We start from the raw sequence: 24568 nt of genomic DNA on the forward strand, positions 1-24568 counted from the left end.
TCGGTGTCGACACCACAATTCCCACAGTGACCCGGTTAACAAATCCGATCGGAACAGACATGCCGAATCTCGATTCCGGCAAATACGGCGGCGAGAGGACAGGTGGCAAGGCCACCTGGGTGGATTGCCATGACGACACGGCTCCTCGAGCATTTAGATCAACTTCAGCTTCGTGGCCAGAGCTGTTGCCTGTGGCAGTGTGCCCGCGTCCAGGGCTTTACGAGCTTTATTCAAATGAGAGTTCACATTGCTGTAGGTCATATTCTCGATGGTAGCCATCGCTCTCATGGACTTGCCCTCGGCCGACCATTTCAAGAGTTGGACTTGTTTCAGCGTCATTCGAACACTCGATTCTGCGGTCGGATTAAACTCCGCTTGCTCAATCCTTGCATGAAGTTGTGCGACAGCCATTGCGGCGGCCACCGGATCTATCTCTCGAGCCAGGGAAATGGACGGTTTATGCGAAGCAACTGTCAACATTGACACGCGCCCGAATGCCGTTGCAACAGGAATGGTAATGCCAGATCGGATTCCGAAGTCGGCGGCATCCGTATAAAATCGCCGGATCGGCTTTGACGCACGCCTTGTTGAGTTTTCGGAGGACCAGACAAAAGTCCTCATCGTGGATTTGGCGATTGCGACGATAGGATCGACCTTGTCCAACTTGTTCGTGAAATATCGCTCCTGCCAGTCGGCAGGATAGTTAGAAAAAGCAGACGTTCCGACCGGCTGAACGTTGAGGTAGGCGTAATAGTCGAAACCGAAGTCCCGTGTGAGGTCGGCCAGCGCTTCCTTCAACATCTCTCTGCTGCGCGCTAAAGCCGAAATATCAATTAACTTTTGAAGCCAGATCTTCACCTTCTGAACTCCCTGTATCATCCGCCAACAGACGTCCGCGTTGTCGACGGAAGTTGAAGTAGTGGAAACTGTTGGTCGCTCTCGATCAAAATGTCTTGACGATTACCGGATCGGCAAAGACACCCTTGTCTGATCGACTCCACCTGTTTCGACTTCCGCGAGCAGCCCGATATCCTTTGCCTTTTTTTGCATTCTCGGCAACCATAGATTTCAACGGGCTACGTCGAGCCATTGGTAGCGTGTTCATATTGAACCGCTACCTCGGGGTGCTGATGCAAGCGATCGGGCTATCTCGACTATCTCGTCGCGGTTCGCCGTTGGATCTTCCTTGTTCCAGGCGAGTCCCAAGCCGATTGTGAAGCTCATGTCCTGCACCTCACGAAGCAGAAACGATCGATTGGGTAGATCCTTCGTCCATTCCGGAACGAAGCCTACACCGATGCCTGCAGAAACCAGCGAAACTAGCGAGAGCGTGTCGTCGCAGCTGCAGGCAACGTTATCGAGAAGGCCGTGCTTCCTGAACTGATCGACAAAGAACTTTTCCGTGTAAGACAGATTGGAACGGGAGAAGGAGATTATCCTCTCCTGTTTCAGATCGCCCATTGTGACCTTCTCTGCTTCTGCCAGCGCGCTGCCCGCCGGTACGGCCAGGAAATACCGTTCATTGGCGATGCTCTGCCAGCGCAGCGACCCGATGTTTTCAACCGGCCTGATGAAACCCAGGTGCACACGACCTTTTTCGATGTCGCGAACAATCGCATCGGTGGAGCCGCTGCTGATATGGATCTGGATATCGGGAAATCGCTTGCCGAGCCTGGTTAGAAACTGTGGAAGGACACCGAACGTTGCGGGATAGATTGTGCCGATCGTGATCCTGTCGACATCCTTGCCGGCAACGGCTTTGACGACAGAGGAGCTGTTTTCGACCTCTTGCAGGATACGGATGGACCGCTCGTAGAAGACTTCGCCGGCTTTCGACAGCTGAACTCGGCGAGTTGAGCGTATGAGGAGCTGAACTCCGATCTCCTTTTCGAGCGTCTGGATTTGAAGGCTGAGGGCTGGTTGCGCCATGGACAACATTGCTGCCGCCCGGCCGAAGTGCAATTCCTCAGCTAACGTTGCGAAACATCTGATCTGACGCAGTTCCATTCGCCATCCTCATCTGCGCGTGCCTCCGGGTACCGGTCGTAATTCGGTTGCGCACGCCCTAGATCATCGATTAATGGCGCCTGAAGATCAATCCGCTGTTTTTTAATAACGCATTTCCTATAATTTCCAGTAGTAGACGGCGAATCGTCTTTGGCCTATCGATGAACCCATGCGATCGTCCTTGGAACATCTGCCGGAAGAAAAGCAGCGCGAGCTTGCCCGCGTCGTTGCGATCATCCATGAAGAGTTCGCCGACGCGCTATCAGGCACGTCTGCCACCTTCAAGAAGCGCGGTCGGATCTTAAAAATCATTTTGTTTGGTTCGTATAGCCGCGGCACCTGGGTCGACGAGTCGCACACGATGAAGGGCTACCGCTCCGACTATGACATCCTGGTGATCGTCAATTCCAAGCAGCTGACTGAACCGCAATATTGGGACAAGGCGACAGACCGACTGCTGTGGGACAAGGACGTGAAAACGCCGGTCGGGCTGATCGTTCATGGCGCCAGGGAGGTGAACAACTTCCTGGCCGACGGCCAGTATTTCTTCGTCGACATTCTGCGCGAAGGCATCGTGCTCTACGAGCTCGACGACCGGCCGCTGGCCGAACCAAGAAAACTCTCGGTCGTCGATGCACTGAGGGTGGCCAGGGAGCATTTCGAGGACCGCCTGCCTCAGGCTGAGACGTTTGCTAAAGGCGCCTTGTTTTTTGTCAGTCTAGGAAGGCATAAGGAAGCAGCCTTTTTGCTCCACCAGGCTGTCGAAACTGCCTATTCCTGTTTGCTTCTGACGCTGACGAATTACAGCCCTCCCTCGCACAATCTGAAATTCCTGCGGGGGCTGGCGGAAGACCAGGATCGCCGGTTGATCGACGCTTGGCCACGTGATCAGCACCGCTATGCCGCCTGGTACAACATACTCAACGAAGCCTATGTGAAGGCGCGCTACTCGAAGCACTTCGAGATCACCGAAGAGGCGCTAGGCTGGCTACTTGAGCGAACGGAGCATCTCCATCAAACTATCGCGGCCATTTGCAGCGAGCATTTGGCTGAATTGGAGCGCGCAACTGTTGGCAGCTGACCGCTACGCCAATGGCGCCGCTACCACAAGCAAGTAACCGGCATAATTTTTACTTCACCTTAGGCGGGAAATGATTTAAGATTCAACTTAATCGACATGCGGGATGCATGTGCTTCCGGACGATGCGATTCGACTTCGCTGTGAGAACCGTCCGGCCACATTTTCCTTGCGCCGGGCTCTCACAGGAGAGTCTCATGTCGAAGCTATTGGAACATAACCCAGACCCGTCAAACGGGGCGGATATGCAGCATGACGTCGCGGTCGCGGCGGCCGTAGAACTTGCTATGGAATTCTACGGCTGCGATGCGGTAACCGCCGCGGCGAAGCGCGCCATCGAGGCAAGGCACCTCGAGCGCGAAAGCCACTTCCGGTTCTGGGTGAATGTCTTCAAATCCCTAAAATCCAACCCACACCTGGTCGCGGAAATCTGCCGCTCGGACTGACGATGCGGCTGCATAGCCGCTTGACGTCGCCGCGCCGTCGAGGACGCCGAGCGCCGTTTCAGCGCGCGCTTCGACGGCCCGACGTACACGGTTCCATCCGCGTTGCTCCGCACCCCCGCGGCGAAAGTAACGCCATTGATATGGATTTCATATCAATGGCCACGAAACAATATTGGAAATTTCCCAATCGCCCGGCGCAATGTCGCCGGATCGAGAACTATCAAAGGGAACAGCCATGAAATTTTCAACTCTCACCGCGACCGCGCTCCTCTCAATGGCGTTGGCTACATCCGGCAGCGCCGAAACGCTCGTCGTCAACAGTTACGGCGGCCCCTACGAAAAGATCATCCGCGAACGGATCATTGAACCCTTCGAGGTAAAGTTCGGCATAGACGTGCTTTACGATGCGGTCGGCTCGGCGTCGCAAGATTACGCGAAGATCAAGGCCACCGGCGCACGGCCCGGCTTCGACGTCGTCGTCATGACCGCCTCGCAATCTCTCGATGGATGCAAGGAAGGCCTCCTGGAGAAACTTACGCCGGAGACAGTTCCCAATCTTGCACGCCTATCGCCAGCGATTGCAGCCGTCGCCGGGCCCTGCGGCGCCGTTCACGAGGTGCAGTACCTCTCGCTGCTCTACCGCAAGGACAAGCTGCCAGAAGCGCCGGATTCCTGGTCCGCGCTTCTCGACGAGAACCTCAAAGGAAAGATCATCCTGCCAACCTTCCAGAACATCATGGCCGCCTACCTGATGGAGGTCCTCTCGGTCGCCAATGGTGGCGACCTGCTCGACAACGTCGAACCCGGCTTTGCCGCCATGGCAAAACTTGCCAAACAATCGATCGGTTTTGAACAGTCCTCCTCGGTCATGGAAACCTACATCAAGGACGGCCAGGTCTGGGCCATGCCTTTCTGGAATGGGCGGGCCCAGCTTCTGGCCGATAGCGGACTGCCCGTCGACTACGTTCTACCGAAGGAAGGGTCGATTCCCCTTGTCGCCACTCTGAACATCCCCAAGGACGCCGAGAACCGGCAGGCGGCACTTAGGTTCGTGAATTTCTTTCTCGAAAAGACGAGCCAGGAGGCGTGGGTTACGGGGTACAAGGTCGGAAGCGCAAGGACGGATATCGACGTTCCCGCCGACATCCGCGCCAAGCAAATCACCACTGAGGCCGATCTGAAGGCGCTCCTTTTGCCCGATCTCGGCGCGGTCGCCACGCGCTTGTCAGCGTGGGGCAAACGCTGGGAACGCGACGTCGTCGCAGCTGAGTGAGGTGGGTCATGGCGACGATTGCTTTCTCCACTCCGCAAAGGCCTACACGCATCGCCTTTCCCTTCAAGGTGTTTCTGCCGTTATCACTGCCGTCGATCGTGTTGCTCCTGTTCTTCGCAGCCCCAATGGGTCTGATGCTCGGCCTCAGCTTTCAGGACCAGGAGACCGGCACCTTCACGTTGGCGAGCTATGGCCGCTTCTTTGGCGACGAGCTTGTGCTTGCGGGCCTCGGACGCACCGTCGTGATGTCGGGATTGGTCGCCATTTCCGTGACGATCCTGGCCTATCCCCTCGCCTATTATCTCGCACGCTCGACATCACGCTGGCGAACGCTTGTCTTTGCTCTTGCCATCGCCCCTGAGCTGGCAGGCGTGGTGCTTCGGACCTATGGCTGGCTTGTCATTCTCGAAGATCGGGGCTTTATCAATTCAGCATTGATTTGGACGGGCGTGATTTCCGAGCCCTTGCCTCTGTCGAAAAACCTGTTCGGTGTCGTGGTGGGGCTGACGCATGTGATCCTGCCATTTGGCGTCCTTTCCCTGCTCACAAGCCTCCAGGGCATCAACCCAAATCTGGAAAAATCGGCTCAGATTCTTGGCGCCTCACGACTTGCAGTGATCCGCCACATCGTCCTGCCGCTCTCTGTGCCGGGAATCGTAAGCTCCCTCCTGATCGCCTTTACGATGGCGGCAAGCGCCTACGCCACCCCGGCCCTCCTCGGCGGTGCTGCCTTCAAGGTTATGGCAACAATGGTCTACGAGCAGGTGCTCTTCTACATCGACTGGTCCTTTGCGGCGGTCATGGCCAACGTCCTTCTCGCCATGATGCTGATCTCGGCTTTTGTCGGATCGAGGCTCGAATCCCGCCTTCAACAGAAACTTCACCTGTAGTCTCGGGAGGCTTCAATGAGCCGATTGCTCACTATTCTGTTCAGGGCATCGCTGATTGCAATTCTTGCATTCATCACCTTGCCGCTCTTGGTCGTTGTTGCAGCGTCCTTCAGCCCCACGTCGGCCGTCACCTTCTGGCCGGGCGATTGGACATTTCAGTGGTATCCGGCGCTTCTGGAAAGTCGTTGGCTTGATCCCTTTCTGCTTAGTGCAGAGCTCGCGATCATCGTCAGTCTCGCAAGCGGTCTGCTTGGCGTCCTTGCAGCCTACAGCGTCGCTTATCAGAAATGTCCGGGCCATGCTGCCATCATGTCGTTCCTGTTGTCGCCGATGGCTGTGCCACAGATCGTCAAGGGTGTTGCGATTGTTCTCTTCCTTTCGTCGGCTGGCCTTTACAAGCTGCTCGGGACACCGGGGCTCGTCATGGCCCACATCGTCCTCACCATGCCATATGTCATGCGCATGGCGGCGACCGCGATGTTCAATTTCGACAAGCGGCTAGATCGGGCCGCCTGTATTCTTGGCGCGGGTCCGCTCCAACGGATCAGATATGTGCTTCTGCCGCTGATCCGCTCCGGCCTGTTCTCAGGCATGACCTTCGCCTTCATCATTTCGTTCAATAATATACCGTTGTCTGTCTTTCTCGTGCGGCCCGGCCAGACGACGCTCCCGATCGCCGTCATCAATCATCTCGAATACAGCCTGGACCCAGTGCTTGCGGCCGTGAACGTCGCATCGCTCCTCTTCGTCCTCGGCACGATCATCCTTTTCGAAAAGATCGGCGGGTTCTCCGCGCATTTCCATGGGGGTAGCAAATGAGCAACAACGACATCGAGCTTCTTTCTGTCAGCAAGCAATTCGGCTCCAACTGCATCGTCGACGACATCAACCTTGCCGTTCCAAAAGGCAAGTTTGTAAGCATCCTCGGTCCCTCCGGATGCGGAAAGACGACGACGTTGAACATGATCGCCGGATTCGAAAAACCTTCGAGCGGAGAGATCCGCATACGGGGTCGCAACCAGGCAGGAGTCCGGCCGGAGGCTCGCAAGATTGGGCTCGTCTTCCAGAACTACGCGCTTTTCCCGCACATGACGGTCGCGCAAAATGTCGGTTTTGGCCTCAAAATGCAGGGCAAATCACGTGAAGACATCTCCGAGGGAGTCGCGCGCGCCTTGAAAAGCGTTCATCTCGAGGGCTTCGAAAAGCGCTATCCCAAAGAGCTGTCGGGCGGTCAGCAGCAGAGAGTGGCGGTCGCCCGTGCCATTGCGCCCTCTCCCTCTGTCCTGCTTCTCGACGAACCGCTTTCCAACCTCGATTTGAAGCTTCGCGAGGCCATGCGTGTCGAGTTGAAGGAAATCCAGCAAGAGCTCGGCATGACCTTCGTCTATGTCACGCATGATCAGGAAGAGGCGATGGCCATGTCCGACCGGATCATCGTTATGCAAGGCGGTCTCGTGGCGCAGGAAGGTTCGCCGGCGGACATCTACAATCAACCGAGAACATCCTTTGTGGCGGACTTCATAGGCAAGTCCAATATCCTGCCGGTTTCGGGTCTGGATGACACCGCAATCGATGACGCGTGCGTGCGTCTATTGCTCGGAGAAGCAAACCTCCCGATTATCGCCGCTTGGCCGCAGGACCTCGTTCCGGGCAAGGTCCGGTTCTGTTGCATAAGGCCCGAGGCAGTCAGGCTTGCAGATGCTGCAGGTGCCATGGATGGGCCCGTGAACCTCCTGACGGCATCCGTCCAGAAGGTCGTTAACCTCGGCGCCTATCTGGAGGCCTGGTTGTCCGTTAATGATAAGACGACGTTAAAGTCCATGATCCGATCCACGCGCATGGACATGCTCGCTGTTGGCAGTCGCGTTGAACTTGCCATTGCCCATTCCGCGGTCCAGTTGCTCGAGCAATAGATCGATTAATAACAATCCAATATCAATAACTAATAATTGATATTGGAAATCTCATCGAACCCTTGGCTACACTTCATGCGATCCCAAGTCCGGGATCTCCTAAAGGAGGCACAAGAATGCTCAACAGAACGAAGGTTTCCGCGGTCCAGAACTCCAACAATGTCTGCGCCGACATCGTTGGGTTCGACTTCTCCAACTATGACGACAAAGACATTGCCGCAGTCCGGTCATACTGGCTGCAATACGGCGTTGTCCGCTTTCGTGCAGCACATATCACCGATCAACAGCAGGTGGATTTTTCGCGTCATTTCGGCGAGTTCGTCATCCATCCAAAGCAGTTGCAGGAAGGCGGACACCCGACGCACCGTGAGATCCTGGTAATCAGCAATGTGATGAAGGACGGCAAGCCAAGCGGCGCGCTCGGTAACAGCGAAGCGACCTGGCATACCGATACATGGTTCTATGAACGCCCGCCGGCAGGAGCAATCCTCAGAGCGATCGAAGTCCCCCCTTCCGGAGGTGATACATATTTTCTGTCGACCTACCGTGCTTACGAAACGCTTTCGGACGAACTGCGCAAGGCTATCGATGGACGCCAGATCTTCTTCCAGAACGTCTATGACAAAACGGGCAAACTGCGCCTTGGAAAATCTGCGCCGAAGAGCCGTGATTTTCGCGAGTGGAGCGGCATCGTCCATCCCCTGGTCCGCACCCACGGCGAGACCGGACGCAAGGCTCTCTACCTAGGCGGCACGTCCGAAGGATCCTGGATCGTCGGCATGCCGCTCGACGAGAGCAGCGATCTGATCACAAAGCTCTGGGAACACGCGACCGGTAGTGCCGCCGAAGCTTTCATCCAGAAATGGGAGGTCGGCGACATCATGATGTGGGACAACCGCTGCACGATGCATCGGCGCGACTCCTTCGATCCGAACACCATCCGCATCATGCATCGGACGACGACCGCCGGCGAACGTCCGATCTGAGGCAGATGATAGAGACGATCGGAGTTTTGTCGAATGACTGAACCATATCGGATGAGAATGCGGCCAAAGGCCATTCCGCAATCATTGCGAACCCTCCTTGCGGAGGTCGAAACCGCAACCATCGGCCATTTTGAATATGTCGGATTCGTCGGCGCGCTTATCACCCCCGTCTTTCCGGCAAAGGCGATTGGAACGGCGATCACGGTGGCCGCACCAGGCCGCGATGGAACCGTCATTTACAAGGCCATCGATCTGCTTACCCCGGGAGATGCTCTCGTCATCTCCCGGGTCGATCAGGACGACGTAGCCTGCGTCGGCGGCGGTGTCGTGGCAGCCGCCCGTGCGCGCGGAGCAGTGGCCGTCATCGTCGATGGACCCTGCACGGACGTCGAAGAGATTCGGGCCAGCCAATTTCCGGTCTGGTGCCGCGGCGTCTCATCCAAGACGACGAGCCGCCGGCACAAGATCGGCGGCGCCATCAACGTCCCAATTGCGTGTGGTGGCGCAGCCGTCCTGCCAGGCTACGCGGTCCTCGCTGATAACGAAGGCGTCTTCGTTGCCGAACCCTCGCATATGCGCCGCGTCGCCGACTTTGCTCTCCGACGACAACGGCATTCGCTTCAGCTGCGGCCCCATCTTGAGGCCGGCCATTCCATCTTCGATTTGGACCAGATCGTGTCATGAAAATTTCCCTCATCCAGATGAATTCCCAGCCCGACCGCGATCTCAACCTGCACACTGCCGAGACCCTGATGCACCAGGCAATGGAACGCGATAGACCGGATCTCATCGTGCTTCCGGAGCATTTCGACTGGTCTGGGGGAACCGCTCAAGAGAAGCTCGCCGCGGCCGACGACATGCCGGGCGGCAAGGCCTATCGAATGTTGCAGGAATTCGCGGCTCGAGAACAGATCTGGATTCACGGCGGAAGTCTGCTCGAAAGGATCGGAGGAAGTTCAAAGATATATAACACGACGGTGGTTTTCGACCCGAAGGCGCGGGAGGTCGGACGCTACCGCAAAATCCATCTGTTCGACATCGAAGCGCCGGACGGCAAGATCTATCGTGAATCCGAGACAGTGGCCCCTGGCGATAGACTCTTCATCTACGAAGCGCACGGATACAGGATCGGCTGCGCCATCTGTTACGATCTTCGTTTCCCCCGACTCTTCGACGCGCTTGCTAGTGCGGGTGTCGATGTCGTCATTCTACCAGCAGCCTTTACGCTGCAAACGGGCAAGGACCATTGGGAAGTACTCTGCCGTGCGCGTTCTATCGAACTCCAGGCCTATTTCGTCGCCTGCGGACAATGGGGTGGCTATGTAGCAGCGAATGGGGAACGGCGTTTCACCTATGGCAATTCTCTTGTCTGTGATCCCTGGGGCCAAGTGATCGCCCGAGCGGCCGACCAAGTCGGCGTGCTTTCTACTCACATCGATCGCACCCGCGTGGCGGCGGTCCGGGAGCTCATTCCGAGCGCATCGCACAAGACCAGCTTCGAAGGGTTGGCTCGGACGTCCCTCGATTGCGGCATCGCTGGCTCCTGCGATCGTTCATCGTGTACCGGCAGCCGACGTGGCAGAGCTCCCAATTCTTGCAGTGGCGAGACGACGAGAGATCCCTAGACTTCGCCGTAGCCATCGCCCATCCATTCAACCGGATACCAAGCATGCCTCCCTCGATAACCCAAACGATCGGCGAATATATCGGCGAGGAATCCTTCTCACGCCTCCCGCCGGAGGTCATTCACAAGAGCAAGCTTTGCATAATGGATTCGATTGGCTGCCTGTTCGGCGCGCGTAATCTGCCAGTCTCCCGCATGATGGACAGCTTTCTAACTGATAACTATGCGGCCGGCCCCGGTGTCCGTTTACTCGATCCTGGAATGTCGGCCTTTCGCAAGGCGTCACTTATCAATGCACTCGACTTCGATGACATCTACGAGAAGGGCCACCCCGGCGCCACCGTCATCGCAGCCGCGTTGTCGATGACCGCCCATAGGGAGTGTTCGGGTGCGGACTTTCTTGAAGCGGTCGTCGTCGGTTACGAAGTTAGCTGCCGTGTGGGTATCTCGCTTCTTCATCGGACACCGCGAAAAACGCTTCACGGACATGGAACGTGGCAGACGTTTGGGGCAACCGCAGCGGCTGCGAAGTTGATGCGGCTTGACGCAGGCCAAGCGGCGCAAGCAATCGCGATCGCTGCGGCCAATGCGCCAGTCGCCTCGGTCATGAAGACCGTCTACGGCAAAGCCCCGTCAATGGCGAAGAACAACTTCGGGGCAGCGGCGCAGACGGGCGTAAACGCGGCGCGGCTTGCTGCGGCGGGCTTCGAGGGGCCACTGGATATCTTCGAAGGTCAGACTGGTTTTTGGCGTATGGCAGGGGCAGACGACTGCGATTTCGGCCGATTGACCCGTTCCTTCGGTTCGATCTACGAAATCTCAAAAGTCGGTTTCAAACCTTTCAGCTGTTGCCGGCTTATCCAGAACAGTGTGCAGGCGTGCCGCGACGTCTTCACAATGGCCGGAATCGATGCTGCGGCCAGCGAGCGCATCAAGCTGGGTGTCACGGCACCTCCAATCGTTTGCGAACCGCCATTCAGCACTGTGCGGCCGAAAGACATGTGGGCGGCGCAGTTCAGCGCGCCCCATGCCATTGCGATGGCAGTCCTTGGCGTTGAACCTGGCCCGGATTGGTTCGCGGAAGACTGGCTGCGTCACGATATCGCTGGGAGCCTTCAGGACATCATCGAGTTTATGCCTCGTTCGGCGCGCGACCTATTTCGCGAGCCGCATGCAGCAAGTGCTTGCTTGCACCTTCACGATGGAAGAGTGCTCGAAAAGTATGTCCCACTTGCTGATGGAGAGGCTGCCAACCCTATGCAGGAGTCGGCTCTCGAAACAAAGTTCCTGCGGCTCGCTAGCCCGACAGTTGGAGATAAGGCATCCCTTGAATTACTGGATAGGTTGCAGAACTTAAAGAGCGCCACGTCTGTTCAACCGTTGGTCCGCTTCGTCTCAGGCTCTATGAGCACCGCGGCCTGATAACCGATGTATTGACTGCGCTTGTGGATCGCCTGTGAGTCTTGCGACGCGATCGGTTTTGCCCATGCGGTCGAAATGCGCAGCCGGTCTTTGTGTCAACGGGCCAGGCGGTTGAGACTTCCCAGCATTCCAAGCTATGGGAAATTCCGTCCAACGCCCGCTGTGCTGTCGCAAAGACTTGAGACGCAGGAACCAATCGCTTGCCATGACATTCTTCTCCGACTGAAAGAGGAGATACCAGATGGCTTACGACCCGAAAAACTCAAACCGGGAGCCCGACCTGCGCACGACGCCCAGCGATTCTCGCCGCTCGAATTCTTGGGTTGGATGGATTGCCGCTGTAGCGTTGGTCGCGATTGCAGTTTTTGCTCTCACCCAGTGGCTTGCTGGACCGGATACGGATCCGCAAGCCACTGCTTCGACAAGTAACTCCGAACCAGCACCGGCTCTGGCACCCCCCACCGCACCGGCAGACAATAATGCCGCTCCCGCTCCGGCAACTGCGCCGCCGGCTGGCACGCAGCAATAGCTTTATCCTGCGAAGGAAGCCGGCTGGCCGGTTTCGCTGGGGCGAACCTACCCAGAAACGTCACCCTGCCCCCGACCTTGCGACCGGGCGATGGAACGGGGTCTCATTTCCTCTTAAGCGCGATCAAGTCCAGACGGACTCAGCGCCATTTTCTGCGCAACAATGAAGATCCGCAGGAATAAGAAAGTTTTATATTTAGACTCGGCGTGACGTTCCTGCTTTACACAAATACCCCTCCGACAACAAAAACATGTCCCGATCTTTCCTTTAACCGATGCAACCAAAGTGCGAGATTCCCATAGCCACATTTAGTGGATGTAGGAGCCCCACGGAGGACAAGCGATGGAGGCTGTAGCCGGATATTTTTCGCTTACTGACATGGCATGCCTCGGCGTCCGCCTTGATGCGGATGATCTCCACAAGGCTGCCAAAGATGCGTGGTCTGACATGCGTCTGGGACGGGCGCACGGACTGAAGTCTATTCTGTCATTCAGCGAGACAGACCTTTGGAAACAACCGGAGTTTCGGCCCTATCGCAACGAACTCAAGGGCGAGAGATTGGGCTGGAAGCTCTCTGCGCTTTCCGGTGTCGGGGGTCGGTATGCCGCGGTAAAAGTGGTCGGCGCCAATGCAATAAACCGCCGCTTTGGCCTGCCCCGCTCCGCCTCGACGATTATTCTCCTCGATAGCTTCACGCTGCGTCCTCTTTGCGTGATGGACGGGACAGAAATCTCCGCAGCACGAACGGCAACCTATGCCTCAATGGCGCTTGAACGCTTCTTCTCGATAGGAAATGACATATCGGTGTTTCTCTTCGGAGCAGGCCCGATTGCCGAGGAAATCGTCAAAGCGCTTGGCCACTTCGGAAAGGACATCATTTCAACGATCTACGTGCGCAGCCGATCGAGAGCTTCCGCGCAGCGGCTCGTCGAAAAACATGGACCTACCGCCGGAGTTCCACTTGAGACTGCTTCTGATAATCGCAAGCTCCGCGACTGCCGCTTCGTAATCACCGCCTCCAATGCCAGCGTGCCCGTCTTCGCAGCGCAGGATATATTCGCGAATGCCGTTCTTCTGCATCTTGGCGGGGACGAAACGCCTGTCGACCACATTCAAACTGTTCTTCGGTCAGGGCTTGCGATCTGCGACGATGTTTCCATGGTATCCCGGCGCAACTCGCAAAGCCTTGCGCTCTATTTCTCGCGGATGGGCGCAACGCTGGAGCAACTTGGTCCTTTTCTCGGGGTCATGGGCTTCAAAGACCTCCCCGTCGGAGGAGACGTGCCGGATCGCCCGATCCTGATCACGTGCGTCGGTTTGCCGATGCTCGACCTCTATGTCGCCGCCCACGTCTACGAAACCTGGCTCAAGCCTGACGCTCGCGCAGCGCAACCTCTCGGCTCGCCCGCTCGCACTTGAGGTGGAAACAGTGGTACGCGGAGGCACAAATGTACGCGACCCAGATCCTGGCAGATCATCTGATGGCCTATCCGTCCGCAGCTTTGCCCGCCGAAGCGAGACAAAGCGCACTTTGCTGCATTCTGGACGCAGTGACTGCGGCAGTGGTCGGAAGCGAGATCGGCGGTGCACAGGTGGCGCGTGCGATCGCCCGGCAAGAATTCGGAGTCGGCCGCGCACCGATTTGGTTTACCGGTGAAAGCATGGGGACGACAGCTGCGGCCTTCTGCAACGCCGCCTCGGCATCGGCGCTCGATTTCGACGACGGTCATCGCGGCGCGCGCGGTCATCCTGGTGCAGCCGTCATACCCGTTGCTTTGTCGGTCGCTTGTGAGACGGATGCGCCCGCCGACGACATCCTAGCCGCCGTTGCCCTCGGATACGAGGCCGGCATACGTATTGCTATCTCACAAAATCCGGGTGCCATAAAGAGCCGGCAATCTGGACGCTGGACAGGATATGGCGCCGTCGCCGCAGCCGGGCGTCTCTACGGAACAAATCCGGCAGCACTTGCCCAGGCACTTTCGATTGCCGGAGTGCTGGCCCCGAACCAGGAGGCAAACGGCAGCTCTGGCTACGCGAAATGCACCGGAAATGACGTCAAGGAAGGCATCGCATGGAGCGTGGTAACCGGGCTTCTCGCGTTGCAACTCGCCGAGCGGGGATTTACAGGCCCGCTCGATCTGCTCGATCATCGTTCACATTTCGATCCGTCGGTCATCGCTGCAAGCTTTGAACAACCGATGGAAATCTCAAATGTCTATTTCAAACCGTACTCCTGCTGCCGCTACATCCATCCCGCTCTTGACGCGCTCACGGCAGTCTGCCGCCGTATCGACGTAACGCCAGAGAAGATCGTATCAGTAGACGTGCATACGTTTCAGTGGGCTCTCCGGCTCGCCAACTCTCACTCGCCGAAGACCGTGACCGATATCCAATACAGCCTGCCCTATTGCATTGCGATTGCTGTCATCGATGGAATTGCAGCGCTTGCGCCGATTAGCGAAGCCCAACTTGCCAGACCGGACCTATGCGACTTCGCCCGCAGCGTCCGTCTTTTGGTCGACCGCGAGATCGACGGACGCTTTCCCACGGAAACGCTTGCATATTTGAGCCTGCACACAAGCGACGGTACGACAGTGACCTCTGACGTCACGGCGCCACGCGGCGACAAGGCGCGGCCGATGGATTGGGATGAACTTGTCGAGAAGTTTCGCGCGGCGACCCGGAAAAAGCTTTCGTCCAAGATGCAGCGCACTATCCTGAACGGGCTTTTGGCAATGAACAGAGGAGACGCCGCTCCTTTCCTTCAATGCCTGCGCATGCCCTTGATTCAGTGAGATCATTCGCACCGATAGTCAGCCATGCCTGTCAGCGGCTTACGGTTTTTTGGTTTCAAAGATTTGCTCCGTCCTGCGGTGGCCTCAATGCTACTTTGCGACGATTGATCCATAATTACCCCATTACCCTTACCGATCACACTGGATCACGCATGATCACATCGGCGCCGACCAGCTCCGGTTCGAACCGCAGATCGGAAGCGGGGTCATCACCCTGCGAATTCGGCAGGAACGCTTCCAGCAAGATAATGTCCGGTCCGCTGTCGGAAATCGCCTGATCATGCGGGGTGTTTGCCGAAGCGAAGATGGGGTTGCCGCAGCGACGATCGCTTATCTGGTCCAGGGAATGTGATGATGTCGGCCGTCGGAAGACTTCTAGAAGCGGGTGTTTCGGTGCTTCCAGACTTCAAGCTACGCAGTTTACGCCTCGCTGTCAGCAGCGGCTCCATGATCTCCTGGAGATCAGCTATGCCGTCGACCAGCTCGCGGATACGCTCCTCGAATTTGACCGCTCCAACGTTCCCGACCTTCAGCCCGAAATTGCGCAAAAGTCCGCGAATGTCGTTTTCAATGGCAATCGCTTTTCCCTGCAGTAGCTTGCGCGCCGTCAGCAGGGCTCGCCGCTTCTGGCTCGTCAGCGTTTTCACATGCACAGGACGGTATAGATTAACCCGCATCATCTGCGCGATGCCACGCGCATCATTGCGATCAGTCTTGTTCGGCTGCGCCTTCAGGAACGCCTTGACGTGACGCGTCTCAATGCAGACCACAGGAAAGCCCGCTCTGGCCAAACCTTCGAACAGCCATTGTGACAGAGGCCCGGCTTCAAGACCCACCCGTTCGATCTGCCATGACGGGTCTTTCAAAGCGGCGATCAGGTCATCAGGGTGACTGGGAACCTTCACCTCTCGGCAAATCTTGCCGGTTTCATCGACAATGCAGATGGTGGTCTCTTTGACCGAGACATCGAGGCCGATATAATGTTTCATGCTGCGCTTCCTTTCCGATGCTTGTGGCTGTTGCAAGACATGACCACGTTTACCATCGCTCGAAGCGCAGCACCTTTCTACCATCCACTGCCGTCTGAGTGAGGCTCAAGCCGAATACCCCATCTCGTATAAGCAACTGCCACCAGTCGATCTATTCAAGTTTCGCCCGCCAGCCACTTTGAGCGACGGCGGTGGCACCCGCAGGGGTCGTGCTGTAAGATATGGATCCAGATCGCCCCAGGAAAGAGTGGGCATGGAGCGCCGTCTAGCAGCAGTCCTGATTGCGGATGTCGTCGGTTATAGCCGGATGAGCGAGGTCGACGAAGAGGGAACGCGTCGTCGCTTCCAGGTCGACCTGCACGAACTCTTCGAGCCGAAGATCGCCGAGCATCACGGCCGCCTGGTCAAGACCATGGGCGACGGCGTCCTCGTCGAGTTCCACAGCGTGGTGGATGCCCTGCACTGCGCGGTGGAACTGCAGCAGGAGAAAGCCCGGCGTAACGCGGCCCTGCCGCCTGAACAGCGGATGGTTTTCCGCATTGGCGTCAACCTAGGCGACATTATCGTCGAAGGCGACGACATTCACGGCGACGGCGTCAACATCGCCGACCGCATGCAGGTGCTGGCGGAACCCGGCGGCATTGCTATATCCGGAACCACCTATGACCACGTGAAATCGAAGCTCGCCATCGGCTACCAGGCGCTCGGCGAGCGGAAGGTAAAGAGCATTGCCGAGCCTATCCGGGTCTACCGCGTGGTGCTCGTTCCGGCGGTAGAGGGCCAAACCGTCGGCGCGAGGAGAAGCCGGCAGTCCTTAGCTGTTCTTGCAGCCGCCATAGGAATCACCGTCTTTTTATTGGCGGGATTAGCGTGGTGGCAGCCTTGGCGGCCGGGAGACGATGCCTCCGTTGCTACCGCCGACGCCCGGCCCTCGCTCGTCGTGCTGCCTTTCGACAACCTCAGCGATGACAAGGAGCAGGGCTACCTTGCCGATGGCATTACCGAGGATCTGACAACGGAACTGGCACGCATTCCCGGCCTCTTCGTAATCTCACGCAATGCCGCATTCACCTTTAAAGACAGGTCCAGCCTGCCATCAGAGGTTTCGACCCAGTTGGGCGTTCGCTACATCCTGGAAGGTAGCCTGCGTCGCGCCGGGGACGAAATGCGCATCAACGCAAAACTCATCGACTCTATGACCAATGGCAGCATGTGGGCGGAGCGGTTCGACGGGGAATGGAGCGAAGTGTTCGAGCTGCAGGACAGGATGGTTGGGGAGATCGCAACGGCGCTCAAGCTTCGCCTGGTCACGAGCCAACAAGCTGCCCGGATCGCTGGTGGAACAAGTAACCTCGCCGCGTACGAGGCATATTTGCGCGGCCGCGAACTGGAACTGAGGGAAAAGGCAGAGGATTGGGTGGAGGCGGCAAAGTACTACGAGCAGGCCTTGGCGCTTGATAGCACCTTTGGCAATGCTGCGGCGGCACTCGCCTGGATGTATCGGGAAGCGCATTGGACCGAGGAACGGTCGAAAGTGTTCGGGCTTTCACAGGATGAAGCCCGCAGCAAGGCAGACTCCTACTTCACGCAGGCCGCCAAGAACCCCTCTCCGGGGTACTACACACTCCTCGCAGGAAAGCTGAACATGATGCAAAGATCCGATGAGGCTATCGCCGCCGCGGAGCGCGCGATAGCGCTCGACGCCAGCGACCCTTCCAACTACGAGTCGCTGAGTATGGTGATGATTTTTAACGGCAGGGCCGCGGACGGTCTCGGCTACCTTGATGCCGCAGCACGTGTGGATCCCGCTTGGTCGCGCTGGCGCTACTTCCTTGCCGGGCTCGCCTACTTCTCGATGGACCGCTTCGAGGAGGCCGTCGTCGCCCTCGAAAAGACCGCTCCGGGCTCGAAGGAGACCTCGTACTGGGACTTTTGGTCCAATTACCCAGGTCTTATGGTGCTCATTTCCGCCTACGGGCAACTGGATCGATACGCTGATGCTGCCACGGCCCGTGAGAGGTTGAAGCCATACCTGGCCCAAGCGCAGGAACCTGAATACACAGGGCTGATGGCTGCGGTCGAATTCCCATTCAAGAATTACGTCGACCTCGAAAGGGTGCTCGTGGGTCTGCGCAAGGCAGGTGTGCCGGAACTGCCCGACGGCTTCAGTCCGAAGCCGGAAGATCGCCTCGACGGCGACGAGATAAGGGCTCTGCTCTTCGGTCACGAAATCCACGGGCGCAATATCCGGACAGGCGAGGCATACCGGCGGGTGACCGCAGAAGACGGCACGACACTTATCACCGTTGGCGAATGGTCTGACCAGGGGAGGAGCACAATCGAGGGCGATATGCTCTGTTCCGTCTATCCGACGCGGTGGCGTTTCTGCGGCGTCATTTCCCGCAATCCCGTAGGCACCTTCGCGCAAAAAAACGAATATTTATTCAGTCTCCAATCAGACAGGCACGAATTTTCGGTGGTGAAGTGAGATCAGTCTGTGCCTGACGTAGACTTCAGTGGCAGGTGCTACCTAACTCCGGATTGTTTCATGCAAATTAGCTGCAAGATTTAAGGCTGCCATTTCAATTAAAGACTTTTGAAATTATCTATATTGCTCAGTACCAAGCTTTGTTTGGGTCCTTCCGTCAGACTGGCACACCGTTCCTGACGGCAACACGACCGTCGATTACGACATGCCTGACACGACTAAGGTTCACGTGGTCAACGACGGCCAAATCCGCGCGCTTGCCTTTTTCTATCAGCCCGCGATCCCCTGCCATTTGCGGAAAGACGGCAGCGACGTTCCCGGTGGCAAGCGCTACCGCTGCTTGAGCGGAAAGTTGCTCTTTTCTCACCATCCGGTGTATCGCCTCGAGGATTCCGTCCCAATGACCACCCGCGAAGTCGGTCGAAATCGTATCCACGCAACCAACGTCGATGAGCGCATCTAGGTTGGCGGCGTCATTGCGCCACTGCGTGCTAATACAGTCGAGTGTAGAAACGTCTATAACAGCACCCTTGCTTCTCAAGTCGAGGGCAATCGAAACGGCCTCATCCGGCAAGAAGCTCGGATGATTGCTGTGTCCGGCGACGATCCGTGCGTTTGGATGTTTTTCAACAACCGCGCTCAAGCGTTTTGCAGATGGCGCGGCGTTGTGGAAAATGGCGGAATAGCCGACGCGCTCCGCCTCTTCAGCGATCTCATCGAAGCCGTCGAGGGAAAGTGCGACGGATGGCATTACGGATCGTGTGATGATCTCGCGGATGCGCTCGGTTGTGACATGCGTGGACAGGCCGGCATGTTCCAGCTCATCCTCCAGCATCGGATCCGACATTCCACCGGCTTGATCGAGAAAACGGCCAAGAACAGCATCCTTCAGACGCCTCGCCGTTGCAGGTGTCACCTCTACCCCGGTCTCCCGCAGGACCGCTTCCGGAATGAACCTGTAATCCTGCGCCCCGCCGCCCAATGTCTGTCCGCCGCCAACCTCTCCGAGTGCAACCGCGCCGGACGCAAGCATTTCATCGATCGTCGCACTCAGGTGCGGCACTGACAGGCCTCTGCCGTCGACTGCAAGGGCTGCCTGGATGTTCTTGAGTGTATGTGCCGTGGATACGCGAATATCCATCTGATGGTGGATCTCGCCGCCAGAGTAGACCTCATCGGCCATTGCCAAACCACAGACATTCAAAAGAGTGGTTGTCCCTTGAAGAAGATGCCGATTGCGAAAATACGCAATGTCATCTGCACTGAGCGGCGGCGAGCCGCTCGGCATCGACGGCCCGCAAATGCATCCATGCGCATGTGCATTGATGATACCTGGTATGACGATGCAGCCTGTCGCATCAATGATTGTTCGCGCCGCGATTTCGTCGCTCGTCCCCGCATTTCCAATTTGGATATCTGCAATCCTCCCGTCCTTGACGTAGACGGTCGCTCTTTTGTGAAACGCCTTGCCATCGCCGGTGATGAGGGCTCCATTGCGGATAACGATATCCATGACGAATGCTCCTTTTTAAGGGCCATGATGCAGCGTTAACCGTCGGTCTCCTCGCCCGGCCGATCCGCTGCCTCGTGCGGATCAGCGAAGGGGGAGGCGTCCAGCATGTATCCGGATGACCTGACCGTCCGGATCACATCGGAGCCGCCTGCCACATTCAATGCCTTGCGCAGCCGCCCGACATGCACATTGACCGTCTTGGCATCAACGTAGCGCCGCTCCGGCCAACCAGCCTCGATGAGTTGCGCGCGGCTGCAAGCTTGCTCACGGTTCTCCATCAAGAATTGCAGCAAGCGGAATTCGATTGGTCCGAGATGAACGCTGATACCAAAGCGCCTGACACTGTGCCGGACAGTATTCAGTTCAATTCCCGCATAGGCGAGAATGCGTCCATCGCCCGCCGAAGGATGCGAGCCGGACTGGAACAGAATTTGGTTCCGCAGAAATCCGAGCAGCTTGGCAGGCGCAATCGGCCTGACGAAATTCTCATCGATTCCAGCCTTCAGCAGATCGATGAAGCGGCCCTCCGCACCCGGCCCGACCAGGGCGACCGTCATGATTCCTACGGTCTGCGGGTCCTGTTTCAGCCTCAGGCACGTCTCTGGCGCAAGGGTTTCGCCGGAGCGACAATCGAGAAGGATCCCATCGACGTGATTTTCGCGCGCGAGATGGACAATCTCCTCCGCGCCCGAGCCCAACGTCACGCCGTATCCCTCGGCTTCCAAGATGTGGACAAGCAACAGGTAGTAGTCCGCGTCGGTTGAACCGATGAGGATCTGAGGCCTCCTCGACGTCAATTCTCTCTCCCTTGGCGCCGCCACTTTCCGATCGTTCACGACAAACCCACATCCGGCTGAACACCGCGCCACGGAGAAGGCTCAAACAGCGCATTTCTCCGTTGCTTGGCTCCTGCCTCCGGCGCACACGCCGATACGGTGCAGGGGGAGTACGTGGCGGAACGCAGAGCGCCTTCTATTCCCACTCCTAAAACACTCGAGCCATTAGGCTCGCGCGCCTCATGCCGCGACATCATCGCGCTTTCCAATTGCCGATCGGTAGCCGACGGGGCGAAGGCGTTCGAAACTCTTCACGTTTGCAGGAAGGGTTCCCGCAACAGCAATGGTATTGCCAATTGGACACGGCACCCCAAGACGCTGCATTGGCCAGCCGGCACGCTTGAGAATCCGTTCGAAACGCAAGTCGGTCGCCGTGACGATCTCATGAAAGCCGCTCGCGATCGACCAATCGATAATGCCTGCAAACATCATGAGCGTTGTCCTGTGTAGAAAGCCGCCTGTATGATTTTGGGCCAGCGACGTATCGACACAGAAGCGTGAGCTTTCGACCATGCAGGCATGTACCTCGAGACTGCGCGATGACAGCAGCTGCGGGAAGGTATTGGCGAGCATTGTTGGGCCCATCGCCGGAAGGAGCCTGGCGCAACCCGCAACCGCGCCCGCCGACGATACGGCAAGAATGTAAGTTGGATCGAGTTGGTCATACTCGTCGGTCTCAAGGCCGTTCCTGACCTCTACATCCCAATTCAGCCTGTCGCGAAAGACTCGGGCACGCAGTCTGTGCATTGAATCGATCAGGTCAGCAAACTCACCGAAAGCGGTCGCCCGAACAGCCAGTATCTGCATAAGCAGCTCCGATACAAATAGGTTCACTGCATATTGGACATCAATCTCCTTCCTTAGGCGACTAATAGAATTATCAGTCGAGTGCACCGGCAAAGCGTGTACTAAGTCAGGCTGACGGTTGCATCGGGACCTGGTCCTCGACAGCCGTTGGAGGCATGTGCTGTCCCAGCGAGTCAAGGAGGTAGCGGTTTGGTGGCAACGAGATGGCGGTCGACGATTGAAGCCGAAACCCACAGGCATGCAGCCGAGAGCTATGTCTTGGCGCCGAACGCGGGCGACTTCCTTGAGCAGATGTCCTTGCCGATCTCGAAACTCGCCCGGATGGCGATTGGCAACGGGGCGGAACGGATTCTGTTCTTCGACGAAGGCAAGGCAATCGTCAGAGCCTTCGAGGGAGGCCTCCTGCTGTGGGTCGGTGCGAGCAATCTTGTGATCCGCCATGCTCTTCAGCTACTGCTTGAGGGCGGCCTTTTTCACGCCACGTCGGATGAGCGGCTGGTGATCTCTTGGTATCTAAGTGTCGGCAAGCCCTTTGCGGTGATCGAGGGACTGCTGTTTGCAACGTCTCGCGACGGTGCCAGATGCAATACGCATCTGCGATGATCTTGATCGCCGTCCGGAAGAGAATCTACTTTCTAGATGCCGTAATCAACGACCACCAGCAGCGAGAGCGCAGAGATAATCAGCAATGCTCCGATTACCACGATCATCAATTTAGCACTGTACGACTGCCATTCCATTCGACATGACCTCAATTGAGGGACGTTGTAGCGCTAGGAAGCGCTGAGGGCCACTGGCCAAAGGGGCGATATTCCGTCGCAGGCTTGACCCGTCGCTGTTCAGCGATCAGAAGCTAGCGTGGGCCGAGCCTAGTTTGCTAGAAGGCGGCCGGCATAACCAGCGGCAAAGACATCCACCGCGAGATAAGACAGCGTGCTGTTTGTCAGGGATTTGGGTCAGGATTCTCGCCTATAGAATCTCATGAGATCTTGAGCGTGTACGAGAATTTGAGGACGGGAGCTGCTCCGGTTAATGGGTTACGTCATGCCAAAAGCGGCAAATTAACTGGCTGGTATATTTGGGCTGGAGAATATTCCGATGCAGAAGGCTTCTTTGACGTAGTTCGTTAACGAGACCAGCTCGCCGTAATCTCACCACGAAAGCAAATTTGCGATGAAGCGAGGATATGCTTGGTGCAGGAAAATCAGATCATCGAGCTGTTCCCAATCGATGTCACCGTCCTGACTAGACCGCAATTCCGACTGGTGAATTCCGCCCATTACGAGCACGGCGTCGATTCCCGAGCGGTTTGCGCCGAGGACATCGGTGTTCAATCCGTCCCCTATGCAAACCACGGAAGACGGCGGAAGCGCCAGAACGCCGAGTGCCTTTGCATAAGCCTGCTGATGTGGCTTTCCGAAATACCATGCCTTTCCGCCGATTGCCTCGTAACGTGCGGTAATTGCGCCAGCGCATTCCAGGCGCCGGTCGCCGATCAGCACCTGCAGATCAGGATTTGCACAGATCATGGGGAGGCGGCGCTCGTGGCAGGCATGCAGCAGCGCCTCCCTTTCCGTAAGGGATTGCTCCTCGAGCGTCCCGGTGACCAACACGAAGTCGGCCTTAGTCACTGCCGTGACGGCACGTTTCCCTGTTCCCGCCATTAATTTCGACAGCACTCTTGGACCCATATGATAAAAACGTCTTCCCAATTGCAGGCGCCCGCCGCTTTCGGTTCCAGACAGCGCTTCAAAGACCAATTCACCGGACGTTATCAACCCGTCATAGAGTGCATCGGTAATCCCCATCCCGAGAAGATGGTCTGATACCTCCTGTTTGCGGCGCGGCGAGTTCGACAACAAAACGACCCGTTTCCGGCGCGCAATCAGATGAGCAAGGCAGTCGATTGCTCCGGCAAAAGCAGTTTCGCCATTGTGGACGACGCCGAACAAATCGATGATGAAACCGTCGTAGGCTTCCGAAAGCTCAGAAATACCGGTGAGAAGAGTTGGCCTAGCGAATGCCATCGCGCTTTGCATCCTCATGTTGTTTGCCTGAGCCTGATGGTTGCCGCCACTCGGCAAGAAGGTATGACGTGTTTGTACGATGGATCACAGCGCCGCCCAGAACAGTTTCGATTTTTGGCCCATCGCCACAGCCATACCAACCCATAACAGTGAAAGCGGCGCTTCCTACGTCGTGATCAATGCGACTTGAGCGCTTGCCAAGCTCTGAACCCTCCACGCTGGAGAGCGCAAGCCAAGCGCCATTTGAAACGGGCCGAAACAAGCAAGGATCGACAACTCCCGAAGAGGCTTCTTCAGGGATGTCGCCGTCAATATCTCACATCGTTGTCTTGGTGTTCAAAAGCACTGCAACGCCGACGACGGAAGCGGCTATGGAAAAGTCGACGTGCAAACGCCATGCGCGCCATCACAACCGTGAAACCGAAGCCTTTGATGCCGCCAAGAGCCCGTGCAACCTCATTGAGCAGATTTCGTTACCCATCTCCAGTCTCGCCCGGACGGTCAGTGGCGGCGAGACGGAACGGACGCTGGCCTTCGAAGAAGGCAAAGCCGCGAATCGTGCCGGATGTTCGCGATGAATCCGGCGTGGCCAATGCCCTAACCAGACCCCTGGAACCAATAGCGTGTCACGACATTCTCCTCCCCATAAGGAGATAGCAAATGACGAACGATCCTAAAAATTCAAGTGATCCCGACCTTCGAACCAAAGCGGTTGATTATCGCCGCACGAATTGGGTCGCATGGATTGCAGCGGTAGGATTGATTGCGATTGGCGCTTTCGCTCTCACCCAGTGGTCTAACACACCTGACACCGATCCACAGAGCACTGCTTCGACGAGCAATTCCGAACCGGCGCCGGCTCCGGCAACCCCGACCGCACCGGCAGATAATAATACCGCGCCTGCTCCCGTCACGCCGCCTGCAGGCACGACACCACAGTAA

The 24568-nt window shown here is 57.2% G+C and carries 24 protein-coding genes and 1 pseudogene; 18 read left to right on the forward strand and 7 right to left on the reverse strand.

The window, feature by feature from the left end; translation table 11 throughout:
- Positions 1 to 153: 153 nt before the first annotated feature.
- Together traR and RGR602_RS15235 are read right to left on the reverse strand one after the other, a co-directional pair.
- Positions 154 to 858 (reverse strand): autoinducer-binding transcriptional regulator TraR, encoded by a 705-nt coding sequence (gene traR, locus RGR602_RS15230; RefSeq protein ID WP_039846923.1) that lies wholly within the window; start codon positions 856 to 858, stop codon positions 154 to 156.
- 243 nt (positions 859 to 1101) lie between these two features.
- Positions 1102 to 2007, reverse strand: a complete 906-nt coding sequence (locus RGR602_RS15235; protein ID WP_039845796.1) for a LysR family transcriptional regulator — start codon at positions 2005 to 2007, stop codon at positions 1102 to 1104.
- Between the two features lie 169 nt (positions 2008 to 2176).
- On the opposite strand from RGR602_RS15235, the gene RGR602_RS15240 reads away from it, so the two are divergent.
- From RGR602_RS15240 to RGR602_RS15295, 13 genes are all read left to right on the forward strand, one after another.
- Positions 2177 to 3088, forward strand: coding sequence for a nucleotidyltransferase and HEPN domain-containing protein (locus RGR602_RS15240; RefSeq protein ID WP_039845797.1), 912 nt, complete (start codon positions 2177 to 2179; stop codon positions 3086 to 3088).
- Between the two features lie 194 nt (positions 3089 to 3282).
- Positions 3283 to 3531, forward strand: coding sequence for a hypothetical protein (locus tag RGR602_RS15245; protein WP_039845798.1), 249 nt, complete (start codon positions 3283 to 3285; stop codon positions 3529 to 3531).
- Positions 3532 to 3766: 235 nt separating this feature from the next.
- Entirely contained in the window at positions 3767 to 4804 is a 1038-nt protein-coding gene (locus RGR602_RS15250; RefSeq protein ID WP_039845799.1) for an ABC transporter substrate-binding protein, read from the forward strand.
- An 8-nt stretch (positions 4805 to 4812) separates the two neighbouring features.
- Entirely contained in the window at positions 4813 to 5694 is an 882-nt protein-coding gene (locus RGR602_RS15255) for an ABC transporter permease (protein ID WP_039845800.1), read from the forward strand.
- A gap of 15 nt (positions 5695 to 5709) precedes the next feature.
- Positions 5710 to 6513: an ABC transporter permease gene (locus tag RGR602_RS15260; RefSeq protein WP_039845801.1), complete on the forward strand. Its 804-nt coding sequence runs from the start codon at positions 5710 to 5712 to the stop codon at positions 6511 to 6513.
- Entirely contained in the window at positions 6510 to 7607 is a 1098-nt protein-coding gene (locus RGR602_RS15265) for an ABC transporter ATP-binding protein (protein WP_039845802.1), read from the forward strand. Before RGR602_RS15260 ends, RGR602_RS15265 begins: the two co-directional genes overlap by 4 nt.
- Before the next feature lie 116 nt (positions 7608 to 7723).
- Positions 7724 to 8593: a TauD/TfdA dioxygenase family protein gene (locus RGR602_RS15270; RefSeq protein WP_039845803.1), complete on the forward strand. Its 870-nt coding sequence runs from the start codon at positions 7724 to 7726 to the stop codon at positions 8591 to 8593.
- A 33-nt stretch (positions 8594 to 8626) separates the two neighbouring features.
- Positions 8627 to 9277 (forward strand): RraA family protein, encoded by a 651-nt coding sequence (locus tag RGR602_RS15275; protein WP_039845804.1) that lies wholly within the window; start codon positions 8627 to 8629, stop codon positions 9275 to 9277.
- Entirely contained in the window at positions 9274 to 10218 is a 945-nt protein-coding gene (locus RGR602_RS15280) for a carbon-nitrogen hydrolase family protein (RefSeq protein ID WP_082046553.1), read from the forward strand. The genes RGR602_RS15275 and RGR602_RS15280 overlap by 4 nt, the downstream gene beginning before the upstream one ends.
- A 44-nt stretch (positions 10219 to 10262) precedes the next feature.
- Positions 10263 to 11639, forward strand: a complete 1377-nt coding sequence (locus RGR602_RS15285) for an MmgE/PrpD family protein (protein WP_052451589.1) — start codon at positions 10263 to 10265, stop codon at positions 11637 to 11639.
- A gap of 241 nt (positions 11640 to 11880) precedes the next feature.
- Positions 11881 to 12168, forward strand: coding sequence for a hypothetical protein (locus RGR602_RS38375; RefSeq protein WP_082046554.1), 288 nt, complete (start codon positions 11881 to 11883; stop codon positions 12166 to 12168).
- A 342-nt stretch (positions 12169 to 12510) separates the two neighbouring features.
- Positions 12511 to 13587 carry a hypothetical protein gene (locus RGR602_RS15290; RefSeq protein ID WP_052451590.1) on the forward strand — a complete coding sequence of 359 codons (1077 nt, stop codon included), beginning with the start codon at positions 12511 to 12513 and terminating at the stop codon, positions 13585 to 13587.
- A gap of 29 nt (positions 13588 to 13616) precedes the next feature.
- On the forward strand, positions 13617 to 14966 hold the full coding sequence (locus RGR602_RS15295) for an MmgE/PrpD family protein (RefSeq protein ID WP_039845805.1): 1350 nt from the start codon (positions 13617 to 13619) through the stop codon (positions 14964 to 14966).
- Positions 14967 to 15379: 413 nt separating this feature from the next.
- Here the strand turns inward: RGR602_RS15295 and RGR602_RS15300 are convergent.
- A pseudogene (locus RGR602_RS15300) lies at positions 15380 to 15955 on the reverse strand (IS110 family transposase); the annotation flags it as partial.
- A gap of 307 nt (positions 15956 to 16262) precedes the next feature.
- On the opposite strand from RGR602_RS15300, the gene RGR602_RS15305 reads away from it, so the two are divergent.
- Positions 16263 to 18443, forward strand: coding sequence for an adenylate/guanylate cyclase domain-containing protein (locus RGR602_RS15305; protein ID WP_267285098.1), 2181 nt, complete (start codon positions 16263 to 16265; stop codon positions 18441 to 18443).
- Positions 18444 to 18600: 157 nt separating this feature from the next.
- Here the strand turns inward: RGR602_RS15305 and RGR602_RS15310 are convergent, their stop codons facing one another.
- The 3 genes from RGR602_RS15310 to traI all read right to left on the reverse strand — a co-directional run bounded on the left by RGR602_RS15310 (position 18601) and on the right by traI (position 21599).
- Complete coding sequence (locus RGR602_RS15310; RefSeq protein ID WP_039845807.1) at positions 18601 to 19956, reverse strand: amidohydrolase family protein; 1356 nt, start codon at positions 19954 to 19956, stop codon at positions 18601 to 18603.
- 35 nt (positions 19957 to 19991) lie between these two features.
- Positions 19992 to 20753 (reverse strand): response regulator transcription factor, encoded by a 762-nt coding sequence (locus RGR602_RS15315; protein ID WP_052451591.1) that lies wholly within the window; start codon positions 20751 to 20753, stop codon positions 19992 to 19994.
- A gap of 219 nt (positions 20754 to 20972) precedes the next feature.
- A complete protein-coding gene (gene traI / locus RGR602_RS15320) occupies positions 20973 to 21599 on the reverse strand; it encodes an acyl-homoserine-lactone synthase (protein WP_039845808.1) in 627 nt (208 codons plus the stop codon).
- Between the two features lie 192 nt (positions 21600 to 21791).
- Here traI and rctB point away from each other — a divergent pair, with 192 nt between their 5' ends.
- Positions 21792 to 22202, forward strand: coding sequence for an SMa0974 family conjugal transfer regulator (gene rctB / locus RGR602_RS15325; protein WP_203226167.1), 411 nt, complete (start codon positions 21792 to 21794; stop codon positions 22200 to 22202).
- Positions 22203 to 22585: 383 nt separating this feature from the next.
- On the forward strand, positions 22586 to 22729 hold the full coding sequence (locus RGR602_RS40015; protein ID WP_456107043.1) for an immunity protein Imm33 domain-containing protein: 144 nt from the start codon (positions 22586 to 22588) through the stop codon (positions 22727 to 22729).
- Between the two features lie 21 nt (positions 22730 to 22750).
- Here RGR602_RS40015 and RGR602_RS15330 read toward each other — a convergent pair whose 3' ends face one another.
- Positions 22751 to 23626, reverse strand: a complete 876-nt coding sequence (locus RGR602_RS15330) for a TIGR01459 family HAD-type hydrolase (protein ID WP_063856006.1) — start codon at positions 23624 to 23626, stop codon at positions 22751 to 22753.
- A 371-nt stretch (positions 23627 to 23997) separates the two neighbouring features.
- Here RGR602_RS15330 and RGR602_RS15335 point away from each other — a divergent pair, with 371 nt between their 5' ends.
- Complete coding sequence (locus RGR602_RS15335; protein WP_170251174.1) at positions 23998 to 24204, forward strand: hypothetical protein; 207 nt, start codon at positions 23998 to 24000, stop codon at positions 24202 to 24204.
- 82 nt (positions 24205 to 24286) lie between these two features.
- Positions 24287 to 24568, forward strand: a complete 282-nt coding sequence (locus tag RGR602_RS39715) for a hypothetical protein (RefSeq protein ID WP_082046555.1) — start codon at positions 24287 to 24289, stop codon at positions 24566 to 24568.

Origin of the sequence: Rhizobium gallicum bv. gallicum R602sp, from assembly GCF_000816845.1 — a bacterium.
In the GTDB taxonomy this organism is placed as follows: domain Bacteria; phylum Pseudomonadota; class Alphaproteobacteria; order Rhizobiales; family Rhizobiaceae; genus Rhizobium; species Rhizobium gallicum.

Coding starts and splice junctions, on each gene's coding strand:
- RGR602_RS15235 (WP_039845796.1), bottom strand. CDS start 2,007: ATGGAACTGCGTCAGATCAGATGTTTCGCAACGTTAGCTGAGGAATTG.
- RGR602_RS15285 (WP_052451589.1), top strand. CDS start 10,263: ATGCCTCCCTCGATAACCCAAACGATCGGCGAATATATCGGCGAGGAA.
- RGR602_RS15280 (WP_082046553.1), top strand. CDS start 9,274: ATGAAAATTTCCCTCATCCAGATGAATTCCCAGCCCGACCGCGATCTC.
- RGR602_RS39715 (WP_082046555.1), top strand. CDS start 24,287: ATGACGAACGATCCTAAAAATTCAAGTGATCCCGACCTTCGAACCAAA.
- RGR602_RS15305 (WP_267285098.1), top strand. CDS start 16,263: ATGAGCGAGGTCGACGAAGAGGGAACGCGTCGTCGCTTCCAGGTCGAC.
- RGR602_RS15335 (WP_170251174.1), top strand. CDS start 23,998: ATGGAAAAGTCGACGTGCAAACGCCATGCGCGCCATCACAACCGTGAA.
- RGR602_RS15290 (WP_052451590.1), top strand. CDS start 12,511: ATGGAGGCTGTAGCCGGATATTTTTCGCTTACTGACATGGCATGCCTC.
- RGR602_RS38375 (WP_082046554.1), top strand. CDS start 11,881: ATGGCTTACGACCCGAAAAACTCAAACCGGGAGCCCGACCTGCGCACG.
- RGR602_RS15240 (WP_039845797.1), top strand. CDS start 2,177: ATGCGATCGTCCTTGGAACATCTGCCGGAAGAAAAGCAGCGCGAGCTT.
- RGR602_RS15270 (WP_039845803.1), top strand. CDS start 7,724: ATGCTCAACAGAACGAAGGTTTCCGCGGTCCAGAACTCCAACAATGTC.
- RGR602_RS15330 (WP_063856006.1), bottom strand. CDS start 23,626: ATGGCATTCGCTAGGCCAACTCTTCTCACCGGTATTTCTGAGCTTTCG.
- RGR602_RS15260 (WP_039845801.1), top strand. CDS start 5,710: ATGAGCCGATTGCTCACTATTCTGTTCAGGGCATCGCTGATTGCAATT.
- traI (WP_039845808.1), bottom strand. CDS start 21,599: ATGCAGATACTGGCTGTTCGGGCGACCGCTTTCGGTGAGTTTGCTGAC.
- RGR602_RS15245 (WP_039845798.1), top strand. CDS start 3,283: ATGTCGAAGCTATTGGAACATAACCCAGACCCGTCAAACGGGGCGGAT.
- RGR602_RS15275 (WP_039845804.1), top strand. CDS start 8,627: ATGACTGAACCATATCGGATGAGAATGCGGCCAAAGGCCATTCCGCAA.
- RGR602_RS15250 (WP_039845799.1), top strand. CDS start 3,767: ATGAAATTTTCAACTCTCACCGCGACCGCGCTCCTCTCAATGGCGTTG.
- RGR602_RS15255 (WP_039845800.1), top strand. CDS start 4,813: ATGGCGACGATTGCTTTCTCCACTCCGCAAAGGCCTACACGCATCGCC.
- RGR602_RS15310 (WP_039845807.1), bottom strand. CDS start 19,956: ATGGATATCGTTATCCGCAATGGAGCCCTCATCACCGGCGATGGCAAG.
- RGR602_RS15295 (WP_039845805.1), top strand. CDS start 13,617: ATGTACGCGACCCAGATCCTGGCAGATCATCTGATGGCCTATCCGTCC.
- RGR602_RS15265 (WP_039845802.1), top strand. CDS start 6,510: ATGAGCAACAACGACATCGAGCTTCTTTCTGTCAGCAAGCAATTCGGC.